24 protein-coding genes are annotated in these 24,259 nt (G+C 70.0%); 15 read left to right on the forward strand and 9 right to left on the reverse strand.

Annotated elements, in window-relative coordinates; all coding sequences use genetic code 11:
- Nucleotides 1-90: 90 nt before the first annotated feature.
- Entirely contained in the window at nt 91-636 is a 546-nt protein-coding gene (locus CRP56_RS30770) for a M23 family metallopeptidase (RefSeq protein ID WP_097269465.1), read from the reverse strand.
- Nucleotides 637-901: 265 nt separating this feature from the next.
- Here CRP56_RS30770 and rpsB point away from each other — a divergent pair, with 265 nt between their 5' ends.
- From rpsB to CRP56_RS30800, 6 genes are all read left to right on the forward strand, one after another.
- Nucleotides 902-1,813, forward strand: a complete 912-nt coding sequence (rpsB, locus tag CRP56_RS30775; RefSeq protein ID WP_097269467.1) for a 30S ribosomal protein S2 — start codon at nt 902-904, stop codon at nt 1,811-1,813.
- 94 nt (nt 1,814-1,907) lie between these two features.
- Nucleotides 1,908-2,744: a translation elongation factor Ts gene (gene tsf / locus CRP56_RS30780; protein WP_097269469.1), complete on the forward strand. Its 837-nt coding sequence runs from the start codon at nt 1,908-1,910 to the stop codon at nt 2,742-2,744.
- Between the two features lie 189 nt (nt 2,745-2,933).
- Nucleotides 2,934-3,692, forward strand: a complete 759-nt coding sequence (gene pyrH, locus CRP56_RS30785; RefSeq protein ID WP_097269471.1) for a UMP kinase — start codon at nt 2,934-2,936, stop codon at nt 3,690-3,692.
- Between the two features lie 146 nt (nt 3,693-3,838).
- Nucleotides 3,839-4,396: a ribosome recycling factor gene (gene frr / locus CRP56_RS30790; RefSeq protein ID WP_059198018.1), complete on the forward strand. Its 558-nt coding sequence runs from the start codon at nt 3,839-3,841 to the stop codon at nt 4,394-4,396.
- Nucleotides 4,397-4,536: 140 nt separating this feature from the next.
- The gene (locus CRP56_RS30795) at nt 4,537-5,583 is read left to right on the forward strand and encodes a phosphatidate cytidylyltransferase (protein WP_373559696.1); all 1,047 of its coding nucleotides are present in this window, start codon (nt 4,537-4,539) and stop codon (nt 5,581-5,583) included.
- Between the two features lie 247 nt (nt 5,584-5,830).
- Nucleotides 5,831-6,280: an SRPBCC family protein gene (locus tag CRP56_RS30800; RefSeq protein WP_097269475.1), complete on the forward strand. Its 450-nt coding sequence runs from the start codon at nt 5,831-5,833 to the stop codon at nt 6,278-6,280.
- Between the two features lie 15 nt (nt 6,281-6,295).
- Here the strand turns inward: CRP56_RS30800 and CRP56_RS30805 are convergent, their stop codons facing one another.
- Entirely contained in the window at nt 6,296-7,054 is a 759-nt protein-coding gene (locus tag CRP56_RS30805) for an alpha/beta fold hydrolase (protein ID WP_097269477.1), read from the reverse strand.
- Between the two features lie 128 nt (nt 7,055-7,182).
- On the opposite strand from CRP56_RS30805, the gene rlmN reads away from it, so the two are divergent.
- The 5 genes from rlmN (at nt 7,183) to CRP56_RS30830 (ending at nt 12,957) form a co-directional block, all read left to right on the forward strand.
- Complete coding sequence (gene rlmN, locus CRP56_RS30810) at nt 7,183-8,289, forward strand: 23S rRNA (adenine(2503)-C(2))-methyltransferase RlmN (RefSeq protein ID WP_079309720.1); 1,107 nt, start codon at nt 7,183-7,185, stop codon at nt 8,287-8,289.
- Between the two features lie 133 nt (nt 8,290-8,422).
- The gene (locus CRP56_RS30815; RefSeq protein ID WP_097274613.1) at nt 8,423-9,499 is read left to right on the forward strand and encodes a thiamine ABC transporter substrate-binding protein; all 1,077 of its coding nucleotides are present in this window, start codon (nt 8,423-8,425) and stop codon (nt 9,497-9,499) included.
- A gap of 38 nt (nt 9,500-9,537) precedes the next feature.
- Entirely contained in the window at nt 9,538-11,139 is a 1,602-nt protein-coding gene (locus tag CRP56_RS30820; RefSeq protein ID WP_097274615.1) for an ABC transporter permease, read from the forward strand.
- Nucleotides 11,139-12,155, forward strand: a complete 1,017-nt coding sequence (locus tag CRP56_RS30825; RefSeq protein WP_097269479.1) for an ABC transporter ATP-binding protein — start codon at nt 11,139-11,141, stop codon at nt 12,153-12,155. The genes CRP56_RS30820 and CRP56_RS30825 overlap by 1 nt, the downstream gene beginning before the upstream one ends.
- A gap of 25 nt (nt 12,156-12,180) precedes the next feature.
- Nucleotides 12,181-12,957 (forward strand): maleylpyruvate isomerase family mycothiol-dependent enzyme, encoded by a 777-nt coding sequence (locus CRP56_RS30830; RefSeq protein WP_097269481.1) that lies wholly within the window; start codon nt 12,181-12,183, stop codon nt 12,955-12,957.
- Between the two features lie 101 nt (nt 12,958-13,058).
- Here CRP56_RS30830 and CRP56_RS30835 read toward each other — a convergent pair whose 3' ends face one another.
- From CRP56_RS30835 to CRP56_RS30865, 7 genes are all read right to left on the reverse strand, one after another.
- A complete protein-coding gene (locus CRP56_RS30835; protein WP_097269483.1) occupies nt 13,059-13,757 on the reverse strand; it encodes an LAETG motif-containing sortase-dependent surface protein in 699 nt (232 codons plus the stop codon).
- A gap of 161 nt (nt 13,758-13,918) precedes the next feature.
- On the reverse strand, nt 13,919-15,040 hold the full coding sequence (locus CRP56_RS30840; protein WP_097269485.1) for an LOG family protein: 1,122 nt from the start codon (nt 15,038-15,040) through the stop codon (nt 13,919-13,921).
- 36 nt (nt 15,041-15,076) lie between these two features.
- Nucleotides 15,077-15,496 (reverse strand): VOC family protein, encoded by a 420-nt coding sequence (locus tag CRP56_RS30845; RefSeq protein ID WP_097269487.1) that lies wholly within the window; start codon nt 15,494-15,496, stop codon nt 15,077-15,079.
- Nucleotides 15,497-15,592: 96 nt separating this feature from the next.
- A complete protein-coding gene (locus CRP56_RS30850) occupies nt 15,593-16,957 on the reverse strand; it encodes a hypothetical protein (protein ID WP_097269489.1) in 1,365 nt (454 codons plus the stop codon).
- Nucleotides 16,939-17,688: an ABC transporter ATP-binding protein gene (locus CRP56_RS30855; RefSeq protein WP_097269491.1), complete on the reverse strand. Its 750-nt coding sequence runs from the start codon at nt 17,686-17,688 to the stop codon at nt 16,939-16,941. Before CRP56_RS30855 ends, CRP56_RS30850 begins: the two co-directional genes overlap by 19 nt.
- Before the next feature lie 194 nt (nt 17,689-17,882).
- Nucleotides 17,883-19,247: an aspartate aminotransferase family protein gene (locus CRP56_RS30860; protein ID WP_097269493.1), complete on the reverse strand. Its 1,365-nt coding sequence runs from the start codon at nt 19,245-19,247 to the stop codon at nt 17,883-17,885.
- Between the two features lie 20 nt (nt 19,248-19,267).
- On the reverse strand, nt 19,268-19,792 hold the full coding sequence (locus CRP56_RS30865) for an Lrp/AsnC family transcriptional regulator (protein ID WP_059198004.1): 525 nt from the start codon (nt 19,790-19,792) through the stop codon (nt 19,268-19,270).
- A gap of 170 nt (nt 19,793-19,962) precedes the next feature.
- On the opposite strand from CRP56_RS30865, the gene CRP56_RS30870 reads away from it, so the two are divergent.
- The 4 genes from CRP56_RS30870 to CRP56_RS30890 all read left to right on the forward strand — a co-directional run bounded on the left by CRP56_RS30870 (nt 19,963) and on the right by CRP56_RS30890 (nt 24,195).
- Nucleotides 19,963-21,402: a gamma-aminobutyraldehyde dehydrogenase gene (locus tag CRP56_RS30870; protein WP_097269495.1), complete on the forward strand. Its 1,440-nt coding sequence runs from the start codon at nt 19,963-19,965 to the stop codon at nt 21,400-21,402.
- A gap of 503 nt (nt 21,403-21,905) precedes the next feature.
- Nucleotides 21,906-23,096, forward strand: a complete 1,191-nt coding sequence (locus CRP56_RS30880; RefSeq protein ID WP_097269499.1) for an ABC transporter substrate-binding protein — start codon at nt 21,906-21,908, stop codon at nt 23,094-23,096.
- Between the two features lie 128 nt (nt 23,097-23,224).
- Nucleotides 23,225-23,584, forward strand: coding sequence for a Tat pathway signal sequence domain protein (locus CRP56_RS30885; protein WP_097269501.1), 360 nt, complete (start codon nt 23,225-23,227; stop codon nt 23,582-23,584).
- Nucleotides 23,581-24,195, forward strand: a complete 615-nt coding sequence (locus CRP56_RS30890) for a class F sortase (RefSeq protein ID WP_097269503.1) — start codon at nt 23,581-23,583, stop codon at nt 24,193-24,195. The genes CRP56_RS30885 and CRP56_RS30890 overlap by 4 nt, the downstream gene beginning before the upstream one ends.
- Nucleotides 24,196-24,259 lie beyond the last annotated feature (64 nt).

Here is a 24,259-nt window from a genome sequence, read left to right on the forward strand (position 1 = left end):
GGTTGCTGTAGGGGCGTTTTCGCTTGCCCGCGCGTGCGGGGTGCCGCCTGCGCCCACCCGTGCCGCCCCAGCGGCACGACTGCCCGCAGGCTAGGTGGGGAGCGGGACGTTCAGTACCGGTAGCAGCCTTGATGGGGCTCTGTGGAGCAACCACGGTGGCAGTAGGGACAGTGGGTTGAGGTAGGTCTCCCCGCTTCGCAGACCCCAGTGGACGCACGTGGCCGTGCAGTGGGAGCCCGTCGGCTCCACCGTGGCCACCACCTCGCCCGGTGTCACCTCCTCGCCCTTTTTCACCGTCGCTCGTACCGGTTCATACGTCGTTCGCAGGTCTGTGCCGGTGAGGGTGATCGAGAGCACGCCCTTTCCGGCCACGCGGCCCGCGAAGGTGACCCGGCCGGCGGCCACCGCTCGTACGGGTGTGCCCGGCGGTGCTGCCAGGTCCACGCCGCGATGGCCTCGGGCGTACGGGGTGGGCGGGGGTTCCCAGGTGCGGAGGACGGGCGGGCGTACGCCTACCGGCCAGGTGCGGGCGAGGGCCGGGACCGTGGTGGGAAGGGGCTCGGGTGGGGCCGGGGGCAGGGGAGTCAAGAGGGGGATCAGGAGTGCGGGCAGCAGGGCGCTGTGCAGGTGTCGCATGGCTGAAACCGTGCCTGAGCAGGGCTGAGCACGGCCGGGAGCTGTGGAGTACTGCCCGGTTGTGGACAGCGGCGTCACCCGGTGGCTCGCGGGTCCCGTACACTTCTTCTGGCGATCCGGGTCACCGGGTCGACTTCGCACGCCCCGACATCAGGCACTCGTAGCCATCGATGTCAGCGTCTTTCGGTCCCGTACGCATCTGCGTACGAGGCACGGCGCGTGCCGGGCGTCAGGACACAACCGAGAAAACACAAGGAGAACGGCCATGGCCGTCGTCACGATGCGGGAGCTGCTGGAAAGCGGCGTCCACTTCGGTCACCAGACCCGTCGTTGGAACCCGAAGATGAAGCGCTTCATCTTCACGGAGCGCAACGGCATCTACATCATCGACCTGCTCCAGTCGCTGTCGTACATCGACCGCGCCTACGAGTTCGTCAAGGAGACCGTCGCCCACGGCGGCACGGTCATGTTCGTCGGCACGAAGAAGCAGGCGCAGGAGGCCATCGCCGAGCAGGCCACCCGCGTCGGCATGCCCTACGTCAACCAGCGCTGGCTGGGCGGCATGCTCACCAACTTCTCGACCGTCTACAAGCGTCTGCAGCGCCTCAAGGAGCTCGAGCAGATCGACTTCGAGGACGTCGCCGCTTCCGGTCTGACCAAGAAGGAGCTTCTCGTGCTCTCGCGCGAGAAGGCCAAGCTGGAGAAGACCCTCGGTGGTATCCGCGAGATGCAGAAGGTGCCCAGCGCCGTCTGGATCGTGGACACCAAGAAGGAGCACATCGCGGTCGGCGAGGCCCGGAAGCTCAACATCCCGGTCGTCGCCATCCTCGACACCAACTGCGACCCCGACGAGGTCGACTACAAGATCCCGGGCAACGACGACGCGATCCGCTCCGTCACCCTGCTCACCCGCGTGATCGCCGACGCCGTCGCCGAGGGCCTCATCGCCCGCTCCGGCGTCGCCACCGGCGACAAGGGTGACAAGGGCGCGGGCGAGCCGCTCGCCGCGTGGGAGCGCGACCTGCTCGAGGGCGAGAAGAAGGCCGAGGAGGCCCCGGCCGCTGAGGCTCCCGCCGCTGAGGCTGAGGCTCCCGCCGCCGCTGAGGCCGAGGCGCCTGCCGCCGAGGCCCCCGCTGCCGAGGCTGAGGCTCCGGCCGCCGAGGCCGAGCAGGCCTGACCCCTCACCCCTTCGGGTCTTCTGACGGCGGGGGCCCACCAGCCCCCGCCGTCGGCCCGTAGATCTTCAGACTTCGAGAGAGATTCCAGGAATCATGGCGAACTACACCGCCGCCGACGTCAAGAAGCTCCGTGAGCTCACCGGCGCCGGCATGATGGACTGCAAGAAGGCGCTGGACGAGGCCGAGGGCAACGTCGACAAGGCCGTCGAGGCGCTCCGCATCAAGGGCCAGAAGGGCGTCGCCAAGCGCGAGGGCCGCTCCGCCGAGAACGGCGCCGTGGTCTCCGTCATCGCCGACGACAACACCTCCGGTGTCCTGGTCGAGCTGAAGTGCGAGACGGACTTCGTCGCCAAGGGCGAGAAGTTCCAGGCCGTCGCCAACCAGATCGCGCAGCACGTCGCCGCCACCTCCCCGGCCGACCTCGACGCCCTGCTCGCCTCCGAGATCGAGGCCGGCAAGACCGTCCAGGCGTTCGTGGACGAGGCCAACGCCAACCTCGGCGAGAAGATCGTCCTGGACCGCTTCGCGCAGTTCACCGACGGCTTCGTCTTCGCCTACATGCACCGCACCATGCCCGACCTGCCCCCGCAGATCGGTGTCCTGGTCGAGCTGGACAAGGCCGACGCCGAGCTGGCCAAGGGCGTCGCCCAGCACATCGCCGCCTTCGCGCCGAAGTACCTCTCCAAGGAGGACGTCCCGGCCGAGGTCGTCGAGTCCGAGCGCCGCGTCGCCGAGGAGACCACCCGCGCCGAGGGCAAGCCCGAGGCCGCCCTGCCGAAGATCGTCGAGGGTCGCCTCAACGGCTTCTTCAAGGACGCCACGCTCCTCGGCCAGCCGTACGCGCTGGACAACAAGAAGTCCGTCCAGAAGGTTCTGGACGAGGCCGGTGTCACCCTGAAGCGCTTCACGCGCATCAAGGTCGGCATCTGAGTCCGTACCGCGTTCGACGCCCGACCCCGATAGGGTCGTAGGCAGTCGTCCGGTACGCCGTCACGCACGCGCGTGGCGGACGACAGCAGATCTGACGAGGAGGCCATTGCCGCGCATGGGATACGAACCAGTTCCCATCGGCAATGGCCTTCTTCGTATGTGCGACCCCTTGAAAGAGGCGAGATTCCGATGACCACCAAGGCCCAGAAGAGCGACGACGGCAAAGTGAGCGGCCGGTTTCTGCTGAAGCTGTCCGGAGAGGCCTTCTCCGGTGGCGGGGGCCTGGGCGTCGACCCGGACGTGGTGCACAAGATCGCCCGCGAGATCGCGGCCGTCGTGCGCGACGGCGCGGAGGTCGCGGTCGTCATCGGCGGCGGCAACTTCTTCCGCGGCGCCGAACTCCAGCAGCGCGGCATGGACCGCGCCCGCTCCGACTACATGGGCATGCTCGGCACCGTGATGAACTGCCTCGCCCTCCAGGACTTCCTGGAGAAGGAGGGCATCGACTCCCGCGTGCAGACCGCCATCACCATGGGCCAGGTCGCCGAGCCGTACATCCCGCTGCGCGCCGTGCGCCACCTGGAGAAGGGCCGCGTGGTCATCTTCGGCGCCGGTATGGGCATGCCGTACTTCTCCACCGACACCACCGCCGCCCAGCGCGCCCTGGAGATCGACGCCGAGGCGCTCCTCATGGGCAAGAACGGCGTGGACGGGGTCTACGACTCCGACCCGAAGAAAAACCCCGACGCGGTCAAGTTCGACTCCCTCGGCTACGGCGAGGTCATCACCCGCGACCTCAAGGTCGCCGACGCCACCGCCATCACGCTGTGCCGCGACAACAAGCTCCCGATCCTCGTCTTCGAGCTTCTGACGGAGGGCAATATCGCCCGCGCCGTCAAGGGTGAGAAGATCGGCACGCTGGTGGGTGACCAGGACAGCCGGGACTGACCCCAGTTGGACACCGTCCCTGACCGGGGGATGGACAATGTCCTGCCGGTCGGGAACCGTGCAGGAAGAAGACGCGACGCAGCCGGCCGCCGCCTCCACGCAACGGAACAGCAGCCGGGCCTACTCAAGACACGCAGGAGCAAGTGGTGATCGAAGAGACCCTCCTCGAGGCCGAGGAGAAGATGGAGAAGGCCGTCGTGGTCGCCAAGGAGGACTTCGCCGCGATCCGCACCGGCCGTGCGCACCCGGCGATGTTCAACAAGATCGTGGCCGACTACTACGGCGCGCCGACGCCGATCAACCAGCTGGCTTCGTTCTCCGTGCCGGAGCCGCGCATGGCGGTGGTGACCCCGTTCGACAAGACGGCCCTGCGCAACATCGAGCAGGCCATCCGTGACTCGGACCTGGGCGTCAACCCGAGCAACGACGGCAACATCATCCGGGTGGTGTTCCCCGAGCTCACCGAGGAGCGCCGCCGCGACTACATCAAGGTCGCCAAGGGCAAGGCGGAGGACTCGCGCGTGTCCATCCGCTCGGTCCGCCGCAAGGCCAAGGACGCGATCGACAAGCTCGTCAAGGACGGCGAGATCGGCGAGGACGAGGGCCGCCGTGCGGAGAAGGAGCTCGACGACGCGACGCACAAGTACGTCGCCCAGGTGGACGAGCTTCTGAAGCACAAGGAAGCGGAGCTCCTCGAAGTCTGATGAACGACTCTTCCTGGGGCTCTCCGCCTGGGGCCGGGCCGCACGCCGGGTACTGGGGGCCCACCGACCAGGGGCCTGTCCAGGGGGCCGCCCCGGCGGGTCCCGCGTACGATGCGCCTGAGGCGCAGCAGACTCGCCCCATGCCCATCGTGCCCGACGTACCCGCGTATGGCGGAGACCAGGATGACGACCGGGGGGCCGCTCGGCTGAGTGGCCCCTTGTTCCGGGACGAGCCGTACCGGGACGCGACCTTCCGGGACGAGACGTTCCGCGACGAGACCACGTCGGCGCAGCCCCGAGCGGCTGCGCCGCAGACGCAGAATCCGGAGCCCATGCCCGACGCCCCGCAGCCGGCTTCCGCGCCGCAGAAGAAGAGCGCGGGGCGTGACCTGGGCGCGGCCATAGGGGTCGGCGTCGGGCTCGGTGTGGTGATCGTCGCCTCGCTCTTCGTCGTCAAGGCCGTCTTCGTCGGCGTGATAGCGGTCGCCGTGGTCGTCGGCCTGTGGGAGCTGACCTCGCGGCTGGAGGAGCGCAAGGGCATCAAGGCGCCCCTCGTGCCGCTGGCGGTCGGCGGTGCGGCCATGGTCGTCGCCGGGTACGTCCGGGACGCCGAGGGCGCGTGGGTGGCGATGGCGCTCACCGCGCTCGCGGTGCTGGTCTGGCGGATGACGGAACCGCCGGAGGGCTATCTGAAGGACGTCACCGCGGGCGTCTTCGCGGCCTTCTACGTCCCGTTCCTGGCCACGTTCGTCGCGATGATGCTCACCGCCGACGACGGTCCGCGGCGCGTGCTGACGTTCCTGCTGCTCACCGTCGTCAGCGACACCGGGGCGTACGCCGTCGGCTGGCGCTTCGGCAAGCACAAGCTCGCGCCGCGCATCAGCCCCGGCAAGACCCGTGAGGGCCTGCTGGGCGCGGTGTCCTTCGCGATGGTGGCGGGCGCGCTGTGCATGCAGTTCCTGATCGACGACGGCATCTGGTGGCAGGGGCTGCTGCTGGGCCTCGCGGTGGCGGCGAGCGCGACGCTCGGTGACCTCGGCGAGTCGATGATCAAGCGCGACCTCGGCATCAAGGACATGGGCACGCTGCTGCCGGGGCACGGCGGCATCATGGACCGGCTGGACTCGCTGCTGCCGACCGCGCCTGTCGTCTGGCTTCTCCTGGTGGTGTTTGTCGGGAGCGGCTGATGGCGGGGCACGGTGCCGCGCCGCGGTAGCGGCAGGTGGACACAGCACGGACCGCCTGGACTCGCTGCTGCCGACCGCTCCGGTGGTGTGGCTGCTGCTGGTGCTGTTCGTGGGCTCGGGCTGATCGTCGTACGGATGTCTGCGGAAGCCCCCGCTGAGGCGGGGGCTTCCGCTGTTCTCGGGGGTGGTCCGGTGGGACGATTTCCCTGTAAGCCCTCGTAGGGGATCGCCCTGGAAGGAGGGCGTCATGCCCGCCATCCGTGAAGTGATCGACGTCGACCGTAGTCCCGAAGACGTCTACGCGTACATCACCGACCCTTCCCATCTGCCGGAATGGCAGCTGAGCGCCGTCAAGGCGGAGCCGCTCGACGAGGGGCCGATCCAGCCCGGCTCCCGGGTCCGGGTCACCCGGCGGATCGGGAACCGCGAGATCCCGATGAATGTCGAGTTCGACGCGCTCGTCCCGCCGCGCAGCTGGGACCTGCACGGGATCTCAGGGCCCGTCCGGCCCCGTACCCACGGTGAGATCGAACCGCTCGACGGCGGGCGGAGGTCCCGCGTGACGATAGAGATCGACTTCGAGGGGCACGGGATCGGCAGGGCGCTGGTTCCCCTCGTCGTGCGCCCGCAGGTCCGCAAGGAGCTCCCGCGGGACGAGCAGCTGCTCAAGGAGTGCCTGGAGCGGCCGACCGGCTGAGACGCGCAGACCGGCTCAGGTCAGGAAGTCCTCCAGCAGCGGCAGGACCACGGGCGGCCGCCGCAGGACCGTCATGTGCGTGGTGTCCGGCAGGACGGCCAGCCGGGCGTCGGGGATCAGGCGCTGCATCTCGGCCGCGTGCTCGACGTGGACGAAGTCACGGTCGCCGAGCAGCAGCAGCGTGGGCGCCGTCAGGCCGCGCAGGTCGTCCGCGGTCCAGGGCAGCGGGGCCTGGGCGGCCGCCGAGACCTTGCCGAGGAAGTCCTGGAAGTGCTCGGGATGCGGGGCGACGGCGGCGTACGCGTCGGCCATGTCCTGGAAGTCGGCCTGCGTGGGCAGCAGCGGGGAGCTGAAGTCGGGGGTGCGGATCTCCTCCCGTACGCCGTCCTGGGTGTACTGGGCGGAGACGAAGACGAGCCGGCCGACGCGGTCGGGATGCCGTACCGCCATCTCCAGCGCCGTCAGCCCGCCGAGGCTGTAGCCGAGGACGTCGGCCTGCGGGATGCCGAGCTCGTCGAGCAGGGCCACGACGTCGGAGGCGAGGTGCGGGACGGTCAGGTCGCGGTCCGTGTCGGCCGTGTGGCCGTGCCCCTGGAGCTCCGGGGCGATGACCTGACGGTCCGCGGACAGGGCGGGCAGCACGGCGCCGAAGGACAGCCCGATGGTGGTGACGCCGCCGTGCAGCAGCACCAGCGGGCGGCGGTCGGCGTGGGCGGCGCCGTGGATCTCGTAGTACATCTCCAGGCCGTTGACCTTGGCGTACGGCATTGTCATCACTCCGGTGACTGGCGGGCGGGAACGTATGGCAGGAAGACCCGGCTCGTGCCGGGAAGTCATCGGTCACCCTCGGTCACGGGCGAGGGCCCGGGTCACTCCATTCGATCTGCGACACTGGTACAGCCATGCCTAAGCCCGGAGAACTCACTTTCGTCGCCCCGCGCGGAGCCAAGAAGCCGCCGCGGCACCTTGCCGATCTCACTCCTGCCGAGCGCAAGGATGTCGTGGCCGAGATCGGTGAGAAGCCGTTTCGTGCCAAGCAGCTCTCGCAGCACTACTTCGCGCGGTACGCGCACGATCCGGAGCAGTGGACGGACATTCCGGCCGGCGCTCGCGGCAAGCTGCAGGAGGCGCTGCTTCCTGAGCTGATGACCGTCGTCCGGCATCTGTCGACCGACCAGGGGACCACGCGCAAGACGCTGTGGCGGCTGTTCGACGGGACGCTCGTCGAGTCGGTGCTGATGCGGTATCCGGACCGGGTCACCATGTGTATCTCGTCGCAGGCCGGATGCGGGATGAACTGTCCCTTCTGCGCCACCGGGCAGGCCGGGCTGGACCGGAATCTGTCCACCGCCGAGATCGTCCACCAGATCGTCGACGGGATGCGCGCGCTCCGGGACGGGGAAGTGCCCGGCGGGCCCGCGCGGCTCTCCAACATCGTCTTCATGGGCATGGGCGAGCCCCTCGCCAACTACAAGCGGGTCGTGCAGTCGATCCGTGCGCTCACCGACCCCGCCCCGGACGGGCTCGGGCTGTCGCAGCGGGGCATCACCGTGTCGACGGTCGGGCTGGTGCCGGCCATTCACCGGTTCGCCGACGAAGGCTTCAAATGCCGGCTCGCCATCTCGCTGCACGCCCCCGACGACGAGCTGCGCGACACCCTCGTCCCCGTGAACACGCGGTGGAAGGTGCGCGAGGTGCTCGACGCCGGATTCGAGTACGTCGAGAAGTCCGGGCGCCGGCTGTCGATCGAGTACGCGCTCATCCGGGACATCAACGACCAGGCCTGGCGTGGGGACCGGCTCGGGCGGCTGCTGCGCGGCAAGCCCGTGCACGTCAACCTCATCCCGCTGAACCCGACTCCGGGCTCCAAGTGGACCGCCTCGCGGCCCGAGGACGAGAAGGCCTTCGTCGAGGCCATCGCCGCGCACGGTGTGCCGGTGACCGTCCGGGACACCCGTGGCCAGGAGATCGACGGGGCCTGCGGTCAGCTGGCGGCCGGCGAACGGTAGTCTGACCGTCGTAAGAACATCTTCATATTTCTATCCGACAGGGGAGCGCCACAGCGCTGAGAGTGCGGCCGTCGGGCCGCAGACCCTCTGAACCTCGCCCAGGTCATTCTGGGTAGGAAGTTCGGTCATCACCGTGAGTAGCAAGAAGTACTTTGCTGTCGTCGTCGGCCTCGGCCTGGTCGCGCTGTCCGCGTGCGGGTCGTCCGACGAGGGCGGTTCCCAGAGCGAGTCCAAGACCGTCACGCTCGTCAGCCACAACTCGTGGGCCGTCTCCAAGGGCGTTCTCGCCGCCTTCGAGAAGGAGTCCGGCTACAAGGTCAAGGTCCTGGAGGACGGCGACGCCGGACAGGCCGTCAACAAGGCGATCCTGACCAAGGACAACCCGCAGGGCGACGTCTTCTTCGGCGTCGACAACACCCTGCTGTCCCGGGCGCTCGACAACGGGCTGTTCCAGCCGTACGAGGCGAAGGGCTCCGATCTGGTCCTGCCCGAGTACCGGGTCGATGAGGACAAGCACCGGGTGACGCCGATCGACAGCGGTGACATCTGCGTCAACTACGACAAGGCCTGGTTCACCGCGCACAAGCTCCAGCCGCCGACGTCGTACGACGATCTGGTCAAGCCCGCCTACAAGAACCTCCTCGTCACCGAGAACGCCTCCACCTCCTCGCCGGGGCTCGGGTTCCTGCTCGGCACCGCCGCCAAGTACGGCGACGACGGCTGGCGGGACTACTGGACCAAGCTCAAGGCCAACGGTGTCAAGGTCGTCGACGGCTGGGAGCAGGCCTACAACGAGGAGTTCTCGGGGTCAGCCGGCGGCAAGAAGGCGAAGGCCGACCGGCCGCTCGTCGTCTCCTACGCCTCCTCGCCGCCCGCCGAGGTCATCTACGCCGACCCGAAGCCGACCACGGCGCCGACGGGTGTGGCGGACGGCACCTGCTTCCGGCAGGTCGAGTACGCCGGGCTGCTGAGCAACGCGAGGAACGCCGAGGGGGGCAAGGCGTTCCTCGACTTCCTGCTCACCAAGCAGTTCCAGGACGACATGCCGCTGAACATGTTCGTGTACCCGGTGCGGGAAGGCGCCCAGGTCCCGGCCGAGTTCACGAAGTACGGGCCGCAGGCCAAGCACCCCGAGACCATGGACCCGGCGAAGATCGCCGACAACCGTGACGACTGGGTCAAGTCGTGGACCTCGCTCGTACTGAAGTAACCCCGCGTTTCCGGGGAAGCGTGACGCGGCTCGGCCTGATGGTCGTGCCCGTCGCGTTCTTCGGGCTCTTCTTCGCCTGGCCCGTCGCCGCGATCGTCGCGCGCGGGCTCAAGGCGGACGGGAGCTGGCAGTTCGGGCGGATCGCGGATGTGCTCGCGCAGTCCGACATCCGGCACGTGCTGTGGTTCACCACCTGGCAGGCGCTCGCCTCGACCGCGCTGACGCTCGCGGTCGCGCTGCCGGGCGCGTATGTGTTCGCCCGCTACGACTTCCCCGGCAAGCAGATCCTGCGGGCCGTCGTCACGGTCCCGTTCGTGCTGCCGACGGTGGTCGTCGGTACGGCGTTCCTCGCGCTGGTCGGGCGCGGTGGGCTGCTCGACGAGCTGTGGGGCGTACGCCTCGACACCACCGTGTGGGCGATCCTGCTCGCGCACGTCTTCTTCAACTACGCCGTCGTCGTACGCACGGTGGGCGGGCTGTGGGCGCAGCTCGACCCGCGGCAGGAGGAAGCCGCGCGGATGCTGGGCGCGTCCGCGTGGCGGGCCTGGCGGAAGGTGACGCTGCCCGCGCTCGCGCCCGCCGTGGCCGCGGCCGCCCTCATGGTCTTCCTCTTCACCTTCACCTCCTTCGGGGTGGTGCAGATCCTCGGCGGTCCGACCTTCTCGACGCTCGAAGTCGAGATCTACCGGCAGACCTCCGAGATCTTCGACCTCGGTACGGCCGCTGTCCTGACGCTGGTCCAGTTCGTGGCGGTGGGCGCGATCCTCGCCGTGCACGCGTGGACCGTACGGCGCCGGGAGAGCGTGCTGCGCCTCGTCGCGCCCGAGACGACCGCCCGTCGGCCGCGCGTCGCCGGGCAGTGGGCGCTGCTTGCCGGGGTGCTGGGCACCATCGCCGTCCTGCTGGTGCTGCCGCTCGCGGTGCTCGTGCAACGGTCGCTGGACGCACCGGACTTCGGCTACTACCGGGCGCTGACCTCGGCGGACGGGGGCGTGTTCCTGGTGCCGCCGATCGAGGCGATCGGGAACTCCCTGGAGTACGCCGTCGCCGCCACGGCCATCGCGGTGCTGGTCGGGGGCCTCGCCGCGGCGGCGCTCACGCGGCGGGACGCGGGGCGGTTCGTACGGGGCTTCGACGCGCTGTTGATGCTGCCGCTCGGGGTGTCCGCGGTGACCGTGGGGTTCGGGTTCCTGATCGCCCTCGACGAGCCTCCGCTGGATCTGCGGGCCTCCTGGATCCTGGTGCCGCTCGCGCAGGCGCTGGTCGGGGTGCCCTTCGTCGTACGGACCATGCTGCCGGTGCTGCGGGCGGTGGACCAGCGGCTGCGGGAGGCGGCGGCCGTGCTCGGGGCGTCGCCCTGGCGGGTGTGGCGGGAGGTCGATCTGCCGCTGGTGCGGCGGGCGTTGCTGATCGCGGCGGGCTTCGCCTTCGCGGTGTCGCTGGGGGAGTTCGGGGCGACCGTGTTCATCGCGCGGCCCGACAATCCGACGCTGCCGGTCGCGGTGGCGCGGCTGCTGGGGCGCGCCGGTGACCTCAACTACGGGCAGGCGATGGCCCTTTCGACGATTCTGATGGTGGTGTGCGCGGTGGCGCTGCTGGTCCTGGAGCGGCTGCGGACCGATCGGACGGGTGAGTTCTGATGCTGCTGGCGCTGGAGGACGCGACGGTCCGCTTCGGCGGGCGGGCCGTCCTGGACGGGGTCGACCTTGCGGTCGCCGAGCACGAGATCGTGTGTGTGCTCGGGCCGAGCGGGAGCGGGAAGTCGACGCTGCTGCGGGTGGTGGCCGGGCTGCAACACCTCGACGGGGGGCGGGTGTTGCTGGACGGACGCGATCAGGTGGGGGTGGCCGCGCACCGGCGTGGGGTCGGGCTGATGTTCCAGGACCATCAGCTGTTCCCGCAGCGGGACGTGGGCGGGAACGTGGCGTTCGGGCTGCGGATGCACGGGGTCGCGAAGGGCGAACAGGGCGAGCGGGTGGGGGAGTTGCTCGACCTCGTCGGGCTGCCCGGGGCCGCCGGGCGGGCCGTCGCCGGGCTCTCCGGGGGTGAGCAGCAGCGGGTGGCGCTGGCGCGGGCGCTCGCGCCCCGGCCGCGGTTGCTGATGCTGGACGAGCCGCTCGGGCAGTTGGACCGTTCGCTGCGGGAGCGGCTCGTCGTCGAACTGCGGGAGTTGTTCGGGCGGTTGGGGACGACCGTGCTTGCGGTCACGCACGACCAGGGCGAGGCGTTCGCGCTCGCCGACCGGGTGGTGGTGATGCGGGACGGGCGGATCGCGCAGTCCGGTACGCCACTTGAGGTGTGGCAGCGGCCCGCGGATGAGTTCGTGGCGCGGTTCCTCGGGTTCGAGAACGTGGTCGAGGGCACGGTCGCCGGGGAGGCCGCGGACACGCCGTGGGGCAAGGTGCCGGTGCCCGAGGGGGCTCCGCAGGGGGTGCGGAGCCTGCTGGTGCGGCCCGCGGGGGTGCGCCTCGTGGACACCGGGTTGCGCTGTTCCGTCGTCGCGCGCACCTTCAAGGGCACGCATGTCGCGGTGCGGTTGCGGCCGGAGGGGAACGCGCCGCTGCTGGAGGCGGCGTGTGCGTTGCGGGCGGCGCCGGAGGTGGGCGACACGGTCGGGGTGGAGTTCGACGCGGCCGAAATCGTCGTACTCGGCTGATCGGACGGCACATAGGGTGCGGGGCATGACGCTGCTCCCGCATGACCGCTACTGCGACGAGATCGCCCACCAGGTCGGCCTGCTCCGGACGGTGGTGACCTCCGGTGCCGATCTGACCGCGACGGTGCCGACCTGCCCGGACTGGACGCTGGAACAGCTCGTGCGGCACACCGGGGGCGCCCTGCGCGGGGTGGAGGCGCTGGTGCGCATCCGGGTGCAGGAGGCGGTTCCCGCTGATCGGATGGCGTCGGGCGAGGGGGCCATGGACGCCGCTGCGCTGGACGCGTGGCTCGCGGAGACCGGGGAGATGCTGGTCGGCACGCTGCGGGAGGCCGGCCCGGATGCCCCGGTGTGGTCGTGGGCCGGCATCCCCACTGCGGGCTTCTGGGCCCGCCGGATGACCCATGAGCTCACCGTCCACCGCGCCGACGCCACCCTCGCCGCCGGGCTGCCCTACGAGGTCGCGCCGGACATCGCCGCCGACGCGATCGACGAGTGGCTCCAGATCGTCGAGTTCGTGCAGCGGACCCAACCGCACGACGCCGCCAAGGAGTTGCGGCGGCCGGGGAAGAGCATCCATCTGCATGCCACCGACGACGCGGGTGAGTGGATCGTCGAGCTGGGCGAGGAGTTCATCGCCTGGCGGCGCGGGCACGAGAAGGCGACCGTGGCGCTCAGGGGGCCGCTCACCGCCGTCATGCTCGCCTTCTACCGTCGACTGCCGCTGGACAGCCCGGGGTTGGAGGTGCTCGGCGAGCGGGAGCTGCTGGAGTTCTGGCTGGAGCGGGCCACCTTCGGGTGATGCCCCGATGCCCCGATGCCTCGATGTCTCGATGCCTCGGGCGACATGGGTGTGGCCCGTCCCCTGACGGAGGACGGGCCACACCGCTGTGCGTGCCGTGCTTATCGGCTGCTGCTCGCTCCACGGCGGCGCAGGCCGAAGAAGACCGCGCCGCCGCCGATGGCGACCAGCGCGATCGCGATGCCCGCGATCATGCCCGTGTTGGAGTTGGCTCCGGTCTCGGCGAGGTTGGACTTGCCGGCCGCGGGGGTCGGGGCGTTGCTCGACGTGTCCGCGGGGGCGGTGCTGCTCTCGGAGGCCGACGGGGTGGGGCTGTCGGACTCCTCCTCGGCCGGGGTGGACTCCGACGGCGACGGCGTGGCCGTCGGGGTCGGGGTCTCGTCCTCGGTCTTGCAGGCCGTGGCCGGGGTCGTCAGGTTCGGGCTGATGTTGTCACCCTGGATGTAGGGCAGGGCGACCACGTGGACGCGGTACTCCGCGTTGGGCTGCCAGGCCTCGTCGAAGGTGATGGTGGTGCCCTCCTTGGAGCCCTTCACCGTCTTCTCGCCGACCATGCGGACGTCGGCGTTGTTCTCCACCAGGTACACGGAGACGGTGGCCTCGACGCCGGACTTGTCGACGTCGGTGACGGTGATGACACCCTTGTCGCCGTCGCACTTGGCTTCGGCGGAGAATTCCTTGATGTTGCACGCCAGCGCGTTGCCGGCGGCACCGAGCGCGAGCGCGGCGGTTGCGGTGGCGACACCGAGGACACGCGCGGAACGGGCGACGGTACGGCGAGATATGGACAGAACTGCCACGTTTGTCCTTACGGGAGGCGCAATTGCGGGGGGTGGGCGGGGTGGTGACGGAACATCACGGGATGCGACAACACCATCCCCAAGAGGCTCACAGGTTTATAAGTGTGGCGTAAGTAGTGTCAACGCGTAAGCGCATCGCTGGCATTGGCTTTACCTGCTTATTAACCACCGAGACGTTTCAACGCCGCCGGAGCCTCCTCTATTCGGTCAACCAGGGCGATTCGCGACTCCATGGAGCGTTCCCGCGCAAGTGCCGTCAGCAGGGGCCAGGTCGGCAGCCGCTCGGTCCAGTGCGCCCGGTCGACGAGCACCATCGGCGTCGGTTCGCCGCGCGACTCGTAGTAGTTGGGCGTGGCGTTGTCGAAGATCTCCTGTACGGTCCCGGCGGCGCCCGGCAGGAACACGACGCCCGCGTTCGAGCGGGCCAACAGGCCGTCCTCGCGGGTGGCGTTGGCGAAGTACTTGGCGATGTGCGACGCGAACGGGTTCGGCGGCTCATGGCCGTAGAACCAGGTCGGGATGCCGACGGACGTGCCGCCCTTCGGCCAGCGTGCCCGCACCTCGAAGGCGGCGGCCGCCCAGTCCGTGATCGACGGGGTGAACTTCGGTGCCTTGGCGAGGAGTCGGAGGGCCTCGGTGAGCATCTCGTCGTCGTACGGGGCGGCGTACGCGCCGAGGTTCGCCGCCTCCATCGCGCCGGGGCCGCCGCCGGTGGCGACGGTGAGGCCGGACCGGGTCAGCTCCCGGCCGAGCCGGGCGGCACCGGCGTACGCCTCCGTGCCACGGGCCATCGCGTGGCCGCCCATGACGCCCACCACCCGGGTCCCGCGCAGGAGTTCGTCGAGGGCGTCGGAGACGGCGTCGTCGTGGATCGAGCGGAGCATCGAGGCGAATATGTCGCCGTCGGCCTTGGTCTGCTGGAACCAGGCGTACGCGCGGGCGTCCAGCGTCCCCTCGTAGCCCTTGTCGAGGCCGGCGAAGAGCTCGTCCGGCGCGTAGAGCAGACCCCGGTACGGGTCGAAGGGCAGACCCGGCACGGGCGGGAAGACCAGCGCGCCGTCCGCGCGGACCTTGGCGGCGGCGTCGTCCCGCATCGGGCAGCCGAGGAATATCGCGCCCGTGGTGTCCGTGGCGAGCAACTCCCTTGTGCGGTCTGTCAGATCGACGGCCTGGACACGGAAGCCGGCGAGGGTGCCGCGGGCCGATACCGTCGCGTCGAACTCGTCGAGGGTCTCGATCTCACGGTCGTCGTGGTGGGCCGCATGGGCGGGCATCGTCTGCACCCGCCCATGCTAGACACGGCGTTCTACGAGGGCGGTTCAGCCCTGGACCGCGGCCGGGTCCATCCACACGACCTCCCAGGTGTGGCCGTCGAGGTCGTCGAAGGCGCGGCCGTACATGAAGCCCATGTCCTGGATCTTCGGCGAGGCGGTGCCGCCCGCGGCGACGGCCTTGTCCACCAGCTCGTCCACCTTCGCGCGGCTCTCGGCGCTCAGACAGACCAGCACCTCGCTGGTCTTCGTGGCGTCCGCGATCTCCTTGTCGGTGAAGGTGGCGTAGAAGGACTTGGTGAGCAGCATCGTGACGATGGTGTCGCTGATCACGACCGACGCGGCGTTCTCGTCGCTGAACTGGGGGTTGATCGAGTAGCCGAGCTCCGTGAAGAACTTCTTGGAGGCGTCCAGGTCGTTCACGGGCAGGTTGATGAAGATCATCTGCTGGTAGGACGTCGCGCTCATCGTGGTCTCTCCCATCGGGGTGTGTGCTGTTCGGTGGGTAGACCGGGGGCGGATCAGGAACTCATCGGCGCCCGGAGATTTTTTCGTACGAGTTTTTCAGCGCGTGAGGGGGAGTGCCGCCAGCTCCGCCACGATCAGGGTGAGCGGGCCGAACAGGGCCAGGACCGCGCCCGCGCGCAGGGCCGCCGCGCTGCGGAGCATCGTCGCGGGGGCGCCCAGGCGGAGGAGGGCGGCGGTGGTGTCGGCGCGGGCGTGCTTCGCCTCCACGGCCGCGGTGGCGAGCGTGGCGAGGGTGCAGCCGGTGACCAGGAGCAGGCCGAGGGTGGTGAGGGGGCCGATCTCCGGGGTGCTCGCCGTGTCGTGGAGCGTCGTCATGGCGTACGTGCCGGACGCGACCGCGCAGACCACGCCGAGGGGGCGGCCGATGCGGGTGGCTTCCGCCATGAGGACGCGGCCGGCGAGGAGGCGGAGGGCGCCGGGGTGGGCGGACTGGAGGAGGCGGCCGCAGAGGTGGGTGAGGCCGGGGCCGGCGAGTGCGAGGCCTGCTGCGGTGAGGAGCCAGCCGATGAGTGTGCCGGGGGCTCCGCCGGTGAGGCCGCCGGGGAGGGGGGTGGTGTGGGTTTTGCCCGCGTAGGCCTCTACGGCCAGGCCTGCGGCGAGTACCGCGATGCCCCAGGGGAGGCCTTTGGGTGCCTCTTGGGGCGTTGGGGGGAGGGTGCTGAGCGGGCTGGGGTCCGTGGGGGGTGCTGTGGGGGGCGTTTCGCTTGCCCGCGCTTGCGGGGTGCCGTCTTTCTTCGTGCCGGGTGCCGCCCCACCGGCACGACTGCCCGCAGACTGTGCGACTTGGCTACGGGCACGGAAACGGCCGTAGGAACCGAACGTCTCCCTGGCTACCGCCGTGCCTCGTGCCCCGAACCTTCCGTACGTCCTCCCCGTCCCCTTCGGTCTGTCGTCCCGTGGGCGCATCGCCAATGCGACCGTCAGGGAGGAGATCACCGGCACCAACCCCAGCAGGGTCAGGGCGGCCGGCAAGGGCAGTGGTTCGTCCTGGGCCAGGAAATCCGCTCCCGCGCCGTCGAAGGGCATGCCCGTCAGGTCGCCTCGGAGGTGGAGGAAGACGAGCAGGGCCACCATCGAACCGAGCAGGCAGGACAGGGCTGTTGTCGCTGCCGTCACGGCCATCAGGCGGGCCGGGCCCAGGCCGATCGCGGCCAGGCCGGGGCGGGGGCGGGTGCCGGGGTCGGTGCGGGCCACGGCCAGGGCGAAGTAGACCGTGGTGGCCAGCGGGGTCAGGCACCAGGCCAGGCGGAGGAGGGAGCCGCGCGGGTCGTCCTGGTGGGCCATCGCGTAGCCGAGGGTGCAGAGGAAGAGGAAGCCGGTGCCGGCCGCGGCCGTCGAGACGAGGAGGCGGCGGAGGTGGACGGCCGGGTGGGCGCCGCGGGTCAGACGGAGAGCGAGCACGCGGCCCCCTGGCCTGCCGGTTGCGTTTCCTGGACCGGGGGAAGGTGGACCGTGTTCACCCGGCGGCCGTCCAGCAGCGAGACCGTGCGGTCGGCGAGCGCCGCCGTCTCCGCGTCGTGGGTCGCCAGGACCACCGTGATGCCGTGCGAGCGGGCCGCGGTGGTGAGAGTGCGCAGGACATGAGCGCGGTCCGCGCGGTGGAGGGGCGCTGTGGGCTCGTCCGCGAACAGGACGGTCGGGGCCGGTGCCAACGCCCTGGCGATGCAGGCGCGTTGGCGTTCCGGCTGGGTCAGTTCGTGCGGGCGGTTGCGGGATCTGTCGCCGATGTCGAGGCGCTCCAGCCACTCCAGGGCGGCCACCTTGGCCCGGCGGCGGCTGGTGCCGCGCAGCATCAGGGGCAGGGCGGCGTTCTCCCAGACGTTCAGCTCGGGGACCAGGACCGGGGCCGGGTCGATCCAGCCGAAACGGTCGCGGCGCAGGCGCTCACGGGTCATCGGACCCATCGTGTGCACGGGCACGCTGTTGAACCAGACCTCGCCGCGTTGCGCCGGGAGCAGCCCCGACAGGCAGCTGAGCAGCGTCGTCTTGCCGCTGCCGCGCGGGCCGCTCACGGCGAGGATCTCGCCCTCGCGGACGCCGAGCGAGACGCCGCCGAGCGCGGGTGAGCCGTCGGGGTGCGTGAAGTGCAGGGCGCGGGCCCAGAGCACGTCGTTGTCGGGCGGGGCCTCCATGGGCGTACACCTCGTATCTGATCCGTTTTCCCGGCCGTTGATCCCCCGAGCGGGGGAACGAAGACAGGGCCGATCGGTTACAGGGCACGCTAGGGAGCCGGGGCCGGAACCCCGGACAGCACGCGGCCCGGGGTGCGCCCCTGTCACTCGGACGGGTGCACCCCGGGCCGTACAAACTGCTGAACCGCCGTGGGCTACAGCTTCGTCCACGCCTCGGTGAGCGTGGCGCGCAGGATCTGCTCGATCTCGTCGAAGGTCCCCTGGTCGGAGATCAGCGGCGGGGCGAGCTGGACGACCGGGTCACCACGGTCGTCGGCGCGGCAGTACAGGCCGTTGTCGAAGAGGGCCTTGGAGAGGAAGCCGTAGAGCACGCGCTCGGTCTCCTCGTCGTTGAAGGACTCCTTCGTGGCCTTGTCCTTCACCAGCTCGATGCCGTAGAAGAAGCCGTTGCCGCGGACGTCGCCGACGATCGGCAGGTCGTGCAGCTTCTCCAGCGTCGAGCGGAACGCGCCCTCGTTGTCCAGGACGTGCTGGTTGAGGTTCTCGCGCTCGAACAGGTCGAGGTTGGCGAGGCCCACCGCTGCGGAGACCGGGTGGCCGCCGAAGGTGTAGCCGTGCAGGAAGGTGTTGTCGCCCTTGTAGAACGGCTCGGCCAGCCGGTCGGAGATGATGCAGGCGCCGATCGGGGAGTAGCCCGAGGTCATGCCCTTGGCGCAGGTGATCATGTCCGGGACGTAGTCGAACTTGTCGCAGGCGAACATGGTGCCCAGGCGGCCGAAGGCGCAGATGACCTCGTCCGACACCAGCAGCACGTCGTACTTGTCGCAGATCTCGCGCACGCGCTGGAAGTAGCCGGGCGGGGGCGGGAAGCAGCCGCCCGCGTTCTGGACCGGCTCCAGGAAGACCGCGGCGACCGTGTCGGGGCCCTCGAAGAGGATCTGCTGCTCGATCTGGTCGGCGGCCCAGCGGCCGTAGGCCTCGGGGTCGTCGCCGAAGATCGGGGCGCGGTAGATGTTGGTGTTCGGCACCTTGTGCGCGCCGGGGACCAGCGGCTCGAAGGGGGCCTTCAGGCCGGGCAGGCCGGTGATGGACAGGGCGCCCTGCGGGGTGCCGTGGTAGGCGACCGCGCGGGAGATGACCTTGTACTTGGTGGGCTTGCCGACCAGCTTGAAGTACTGCTTGGCCAGCTTCCAGGCGGTCTCGACCGCCTCGCCGCCACCGGTGGTGAAGAAGACCTTGTTGAGGTCGCCGGGCGCGTGGTGCGCGAGGCGCTCGGCCAGCTCGACGGCCTTCGGGTGGGCGTAGGACCACACCGGGAAGAACGCCAGCTCCTGCGCCTGCTTGAAGGCGGTCTCGGCGAGCTCCGTGCGGCCGTGACCGGCCTGGACCACGAACAGACCCGCGAGACCGTCGAGGTAGCGCTTGCCCTTGTCGTCGTAGATGTAGGTGCCCTCGCCCCGGACGATGGTGGGGACGGGTGACTTCTCGTACGAGGACATGCGGGTGAAGTGCATCCACAGGTGGTCGTACGCGGTCTGGCTGAGGTCCTTGGTGCTCACGGTTATCGGGTCCTCACGGGTTATCGGGTTCCCCACATGTAGGTCTGCTTCTTGAGCTTCAGGTAAACGAAGCTCTCGGTGGAGCGCACGCCGGGGATGGCGCGGATACGTCGGTTGATGACCTCCAGGAGGTGGTCGTCGTCCTCGCAGACGATCTCCACCATCAGGTCGAAGGAGCCCGCGGTCATCACCACGTACTCGCACTCGGCCATGGAGGTCAGTGCGTCGGCCACGGACTCGACGTCGCCCTCGACATGAATGCCGACCATCGCCTGCCGGCGGAAGCCCACGGTGAGCGGGTCCGTGACGGCGACGATCTGCATCACGCCCTGGTCGAGCAGCTTCTGGACGCGCTGGCGCACGGCCGCCTCCGACAGGCCGACGGCCTTGCCGATCGCGGCGTACGGCCGGCGGCCGTCCTCCTGGAGCTGCTCGATGATGGCGAGGGACACGGCATCCAGATGAGGAGTGCCGTTCCTGGACTCGCGGACGACCCGTGAGTCCCTGGGGTCTGTGCTTCGACTGGCCACGAGCTCACTGTGCACGACGTATCGACACTTCCGCAAGGCCGTCGCGATGAAATTCGTTGTTTACGTGTCTGAGACCTGCGGATTTCGCAGAATCGGCGGGAGTGGGGGTGTTGAAAACGTGGGCAGGCCGATTAGGGTGGGTGTCTCAACCAATGGACAGTTCGACCCGACACAGGAGGCCGGCAGTGAGCACCGAGCTGCGTCGTCTGCGCAACTACATCGACGGTGAGTTCCGGGACGCCGCCGACGGACGCACCACGAACGTCGTCAACCCCGCTACGGGCGAGGCGTACGCGACCGCACCGCTGTCCGGGCAGGCCGACATCGACGCCGCGATGGAGGCCGCCGCGCGTGCCTTCCCCGCCTGGCGCGACACGACCCCCGCCGAGCGCCAGAAGGCCCTCCTGAAGATCGCGGACGCGTTCGAGGAGCGGGCCGAGGACCTCATCGCCGCCGAGGTCGAGAACACCGGCAAGCCGATCGGGCTCACGCGGTCCGAGGAGATCCCGCCGATGGTGGACCAGATCCGGTTCTTCGCGGGTGCCGCGCGGATGCTGGAGGGCCGCTCGGCCGGCGAGTACATGGAGGGGATGACCTCGATCATCCGCCGTGAGCCGGTCGGCGTCTGCGCCCAGGTCGCGCCGTGGAACTACCCGATGATGATGGCCGTGTGGAAGTTCGCGCCGGCGCTCGCCGCGGGCAACACGGTCGTGCTGAAGCCGTCCGACACCACCCCGGCCTCGACCGTCCTCATCGCCGAGATCATCGGGTCGATCCTGCCCAAGGGCGTCTTCAACGTCGTGACCGGTGACCGTGACACCGGCCGCCTCATGGTCGAGCACCCGATCCCCGCGATGGCCTCCATCACCGGGTCCGTGCGCGCCGGCATGTCGGTCGCCGAGTCCGCGTCCAAGGACCTCAAGCGGGTCCACCTGGAGCTGGGCGGCAAGGCGCCGGTCGTCGTCTTCGAGGACACCGACATCGCCAAGGCCGTCGAGGACATCTCCGTGGCGGGCTTCTTCAACGCGGGCCAGGACTGTACGGCGGCCACGCGCGTGCTGGTGCAGTCCTCCATCCACGACGAGTTCGTGGCGGCGCTCGCGAAGGCCGCCGCCGACACCAAGACCGGTCAGCCGGACGACGAGGACGTGCTGTTCGGCCCCCTCAACAACCCCAACCAGCTCAAGCAGGTCTCCGGCTTCATCGAGCGGCTGCCCGCCCACGCCAAGGTCGAGGCAGGTGGCCACCAGGTCGGTGAGAAGGGCTACTTCTACGCGCCGACCGTCGTGTCCGGGCTGAAGCAGGACGACGAGATCATCCAGAACGAGGTCTTCGGGCCGGTCATCACCGTCCAGTCCTTCTCCGACGAGGACCAGGCCGTCGAGTGGGCCAACGGCGTGGAGTACGCGCTGGCTTCGTCCGTGTGGACCAAGGACCACGGGCGTGCGATGCGGATGTCCAAGAAGCTGGACTTCGGGTGCGTGTGGATCAACACGCACATCCCGCTGGTCGCGGAGATGCCGCACGGCGGCTTCAAGAAGTCCGGGTACGGCAAGGACCTTTCGGGGTACGGGTTCGAGGACTACACGCGGATCAAGCACGTGATGACGTCCCTGGACGCGTAGTCCGTACGACGACACGTAGTCCCTGCAAGGACGCGTAGTTCCTACGACGGTGGCGGCCCCGGACGGATCAAGTACCGTCCGGGGCCGCCCGTTCCCCCCTCCTCCTTGGCCTACGCCGTCACTGCCTGCCTGCCTGTGCGGGGACGGGAGTTCCTCGCCCGGCTCTTCCGGCTTGCCCGGGGGCGGGAGCGAGGGCAGGTCCGCCGGGTCCGGGAAGGTGATGCCTGCCTTCTCCAGGATCGGGGCGCAGGACTTCAGCGCCTTCTCGTACGACTTCGACGCCGGGTCGAAGTCCTTATGGTCGGCTCCGCCCGCCCGGGATCGCGCTGGCCCGCGGCTGATCGGCTCCGTCCGGCCGCGGCTGATCGGCTCCGGGGCGCCCGGGATCGTATTCGTGCGCAGTCGGTCGATCACGCGTTGATCGACAAGGTGTCCGCTGCGTCCGGCACGGCTCGACGCAGCGTCGATTGTTCGGGTGCGGCCGGGCGCGGCATGCTGCCGGGATGTCCCTCCCACTGCGCACGCCCCGGCCCACCCGCCGTTCCCTGCTGCGCGCCCTCGGCGGTACCGCGGCGCTGGGCGCCCTCGCCGGGTGCGGTGTGCCTGCCGCGTACGTGTCCGCCGCGGATCGCGCGGTTCCCGACCGTTCCGCCACCGACAAGCGGCTGAGCTGGGCGAACTGGCCGCTGTACATCGACACGGACGACGACGACACGACGAAGCGGCCGACGCTGGAGGCGTTCGAGAAGGAGACCGGCATCTCCGTCGACTACGTCGAGGAGATCAACGACAACGACGAGTTCTTCGGCAAGATCAGCCCCGCACTGATGAACCACCAGTCGACCGACCGCGACCTCATCGTCATGAGCGACTGGATGTGTGCGCGCTTCGTCCGCCTCGGCTGGGTCCAGGAGATGGACCGCACCCATCAGCCGAACGTCACCAAGTACCTCGACCCGCTGCTGCGTTCACCCGCCTTCGACCCGGGCCGCAGGCACACCGTCCCCTGGCAGTCGGGCATCACCGGCATCGCCTACGACCGCCGCCGCCTCGGCCGCGAGATACGGCACGTCTCCGAGCTGTGGGACCGCGACCTCAGGGGCAGGGTGACCCTGCTGTCCGGCCTCGACGAGGCGTTCGCGCTGCTGATGCAGGGCAACGGCGTGGACATCAGGAAGTGGACCGCCGACGACTTCCACACCGTCTGCGACCAGGTCGAGAAGTACGTGCACAGCGGCCAGATCCGCCGCTTCACCGGCAACGACTACACCAAGGACCTCGTCAGCGGCGACGTCCTCGCCTGTCAGGCGTACTCCGGCGACGTCATCCAGCTCCAGGCCGACAACCCCGACATCCGCTTCGTCGTCCCCGAGGAGGGCGCCGAACTCTGGTCGGACTCCCTGATGATCCCCGACCGCGCGAGCCACAAGGCCAACGCCGAGTGGCTGATCGACCACTACTACGACCCCGAGGCCGCCGCGGAACTCGCCGCCTGGGTCAACTACGTCTGCCCGGTGCCGGCCGCGCGGGACGTCCTCGCCTCCGCCAAGGACGAGGAGACGGCCGCACTGGCCGAGAACACGCTGATCTTCCCCGACGACGAGATGCGCCGGCGGCTGGTGATCGCTCGCGACATCACGTCCACGGAACGGGTGGAGTTCTCGAAGAGGTGGAACGCGATCGTGGGGCTGTAGGTCCCGCGATCACGCCCCGGCGACTTTGCCATCTCTTTACAACGCGCCCCGCCGCTGTCTCGTCTCTCCGCTCGATCCGTCACCCCGCCCGACCGACGGGCGGACGGACCGAGCAAGGGGAGTCATCCATGCGTACAACTGTCCTGGGCGTAGCGGCACTTGTCTGTGCGGCCGTGCTGACCGGCGCGGCGCCCGCCTTCGCCGACGCGACGCCGAGTCCCGTCCCCAGCGCACCCGGCGAGCCCAGCACGGAGCCGAGCGCCGCACCGACCACCGCGCCCAGCCCCGAGCCGACCGCCGTTCCGAGTGAGGCGCCCGGCGCCCAGGTCTCCGTCGTGCCCAGCGGGGCGCCCGACACCGGAGTGACGGCCCCGTCCTCGTCCTCGGACGGCAAGGCCGGTCTCGTCGGTGGCGGTGCCGCCGCGGCGGTCGTCCTCGGTGGCGGCGCCGCCTTCGTCGTACGGCGTCGGCGGGCGAGCGGGGCGTGAGTCCGCTCTCGCGGCGCGCCTTCGCGCTCGCGGCCCCGGCCGCGCTGCTCGTGGGCTGCGGCGGTCCGGGAGCCGGGACGGGAGTCCGCACCTCGGGCACCTCGACACCTGCCGCCACCTCGGCACCCGCCGGCAAGCCGGCCGCGCGGAGCGGGCGTTCGGTGCCGGTCCGGCTGCGGATACCGGCCATCGGGGTCGACACCCCGCTCCTCCGGCTGGGCCTCGCCCCCGACGGCACCGTCCAGGTGCCGCCGATCACGGCGCACGACCGGGCCGGCTGGTACGAACACTCGCCGGTGCCGGGTCGGACCGGACCGTCGGTGATCCTCGGCCATGTCACGGTCGGCTCCTATGGCGACGGCGTCTTCCGGCACCTCGCGGCACTGCGCCGCGGCGACCGGATCACGGCGACGCTGAAGGACGGCACCTCGGCCGCCTTCGCCGTCACCGCCGTACGGACCGTCGCCAAGGCCGAATTCCCGACCGACGAGGTGTACGGCGACGTCGACCGGCCCGAGCTGCGTCTCATCACCTGCGGGGGCCCGCGGACCGGCGACGGATACGCCGACAACGTGATCGTCTTCGCCGCGGTGAGCGCCACCGGTCGCTGACCGGGACCGCCGGATCCCGCCCCGTCGGAACGCGTGCCGACGGTTCGGGGTCTTCACCCATGAA

This window comes from Streptomyces sp. TLI_55, assembly GCF_900206255.1.
GTDB lineage: Bacteria > Actinomycetota > Actinomycetes > Streptomycetales > Streptomycetaceae > Streptomyces > Streptomyces aquilus.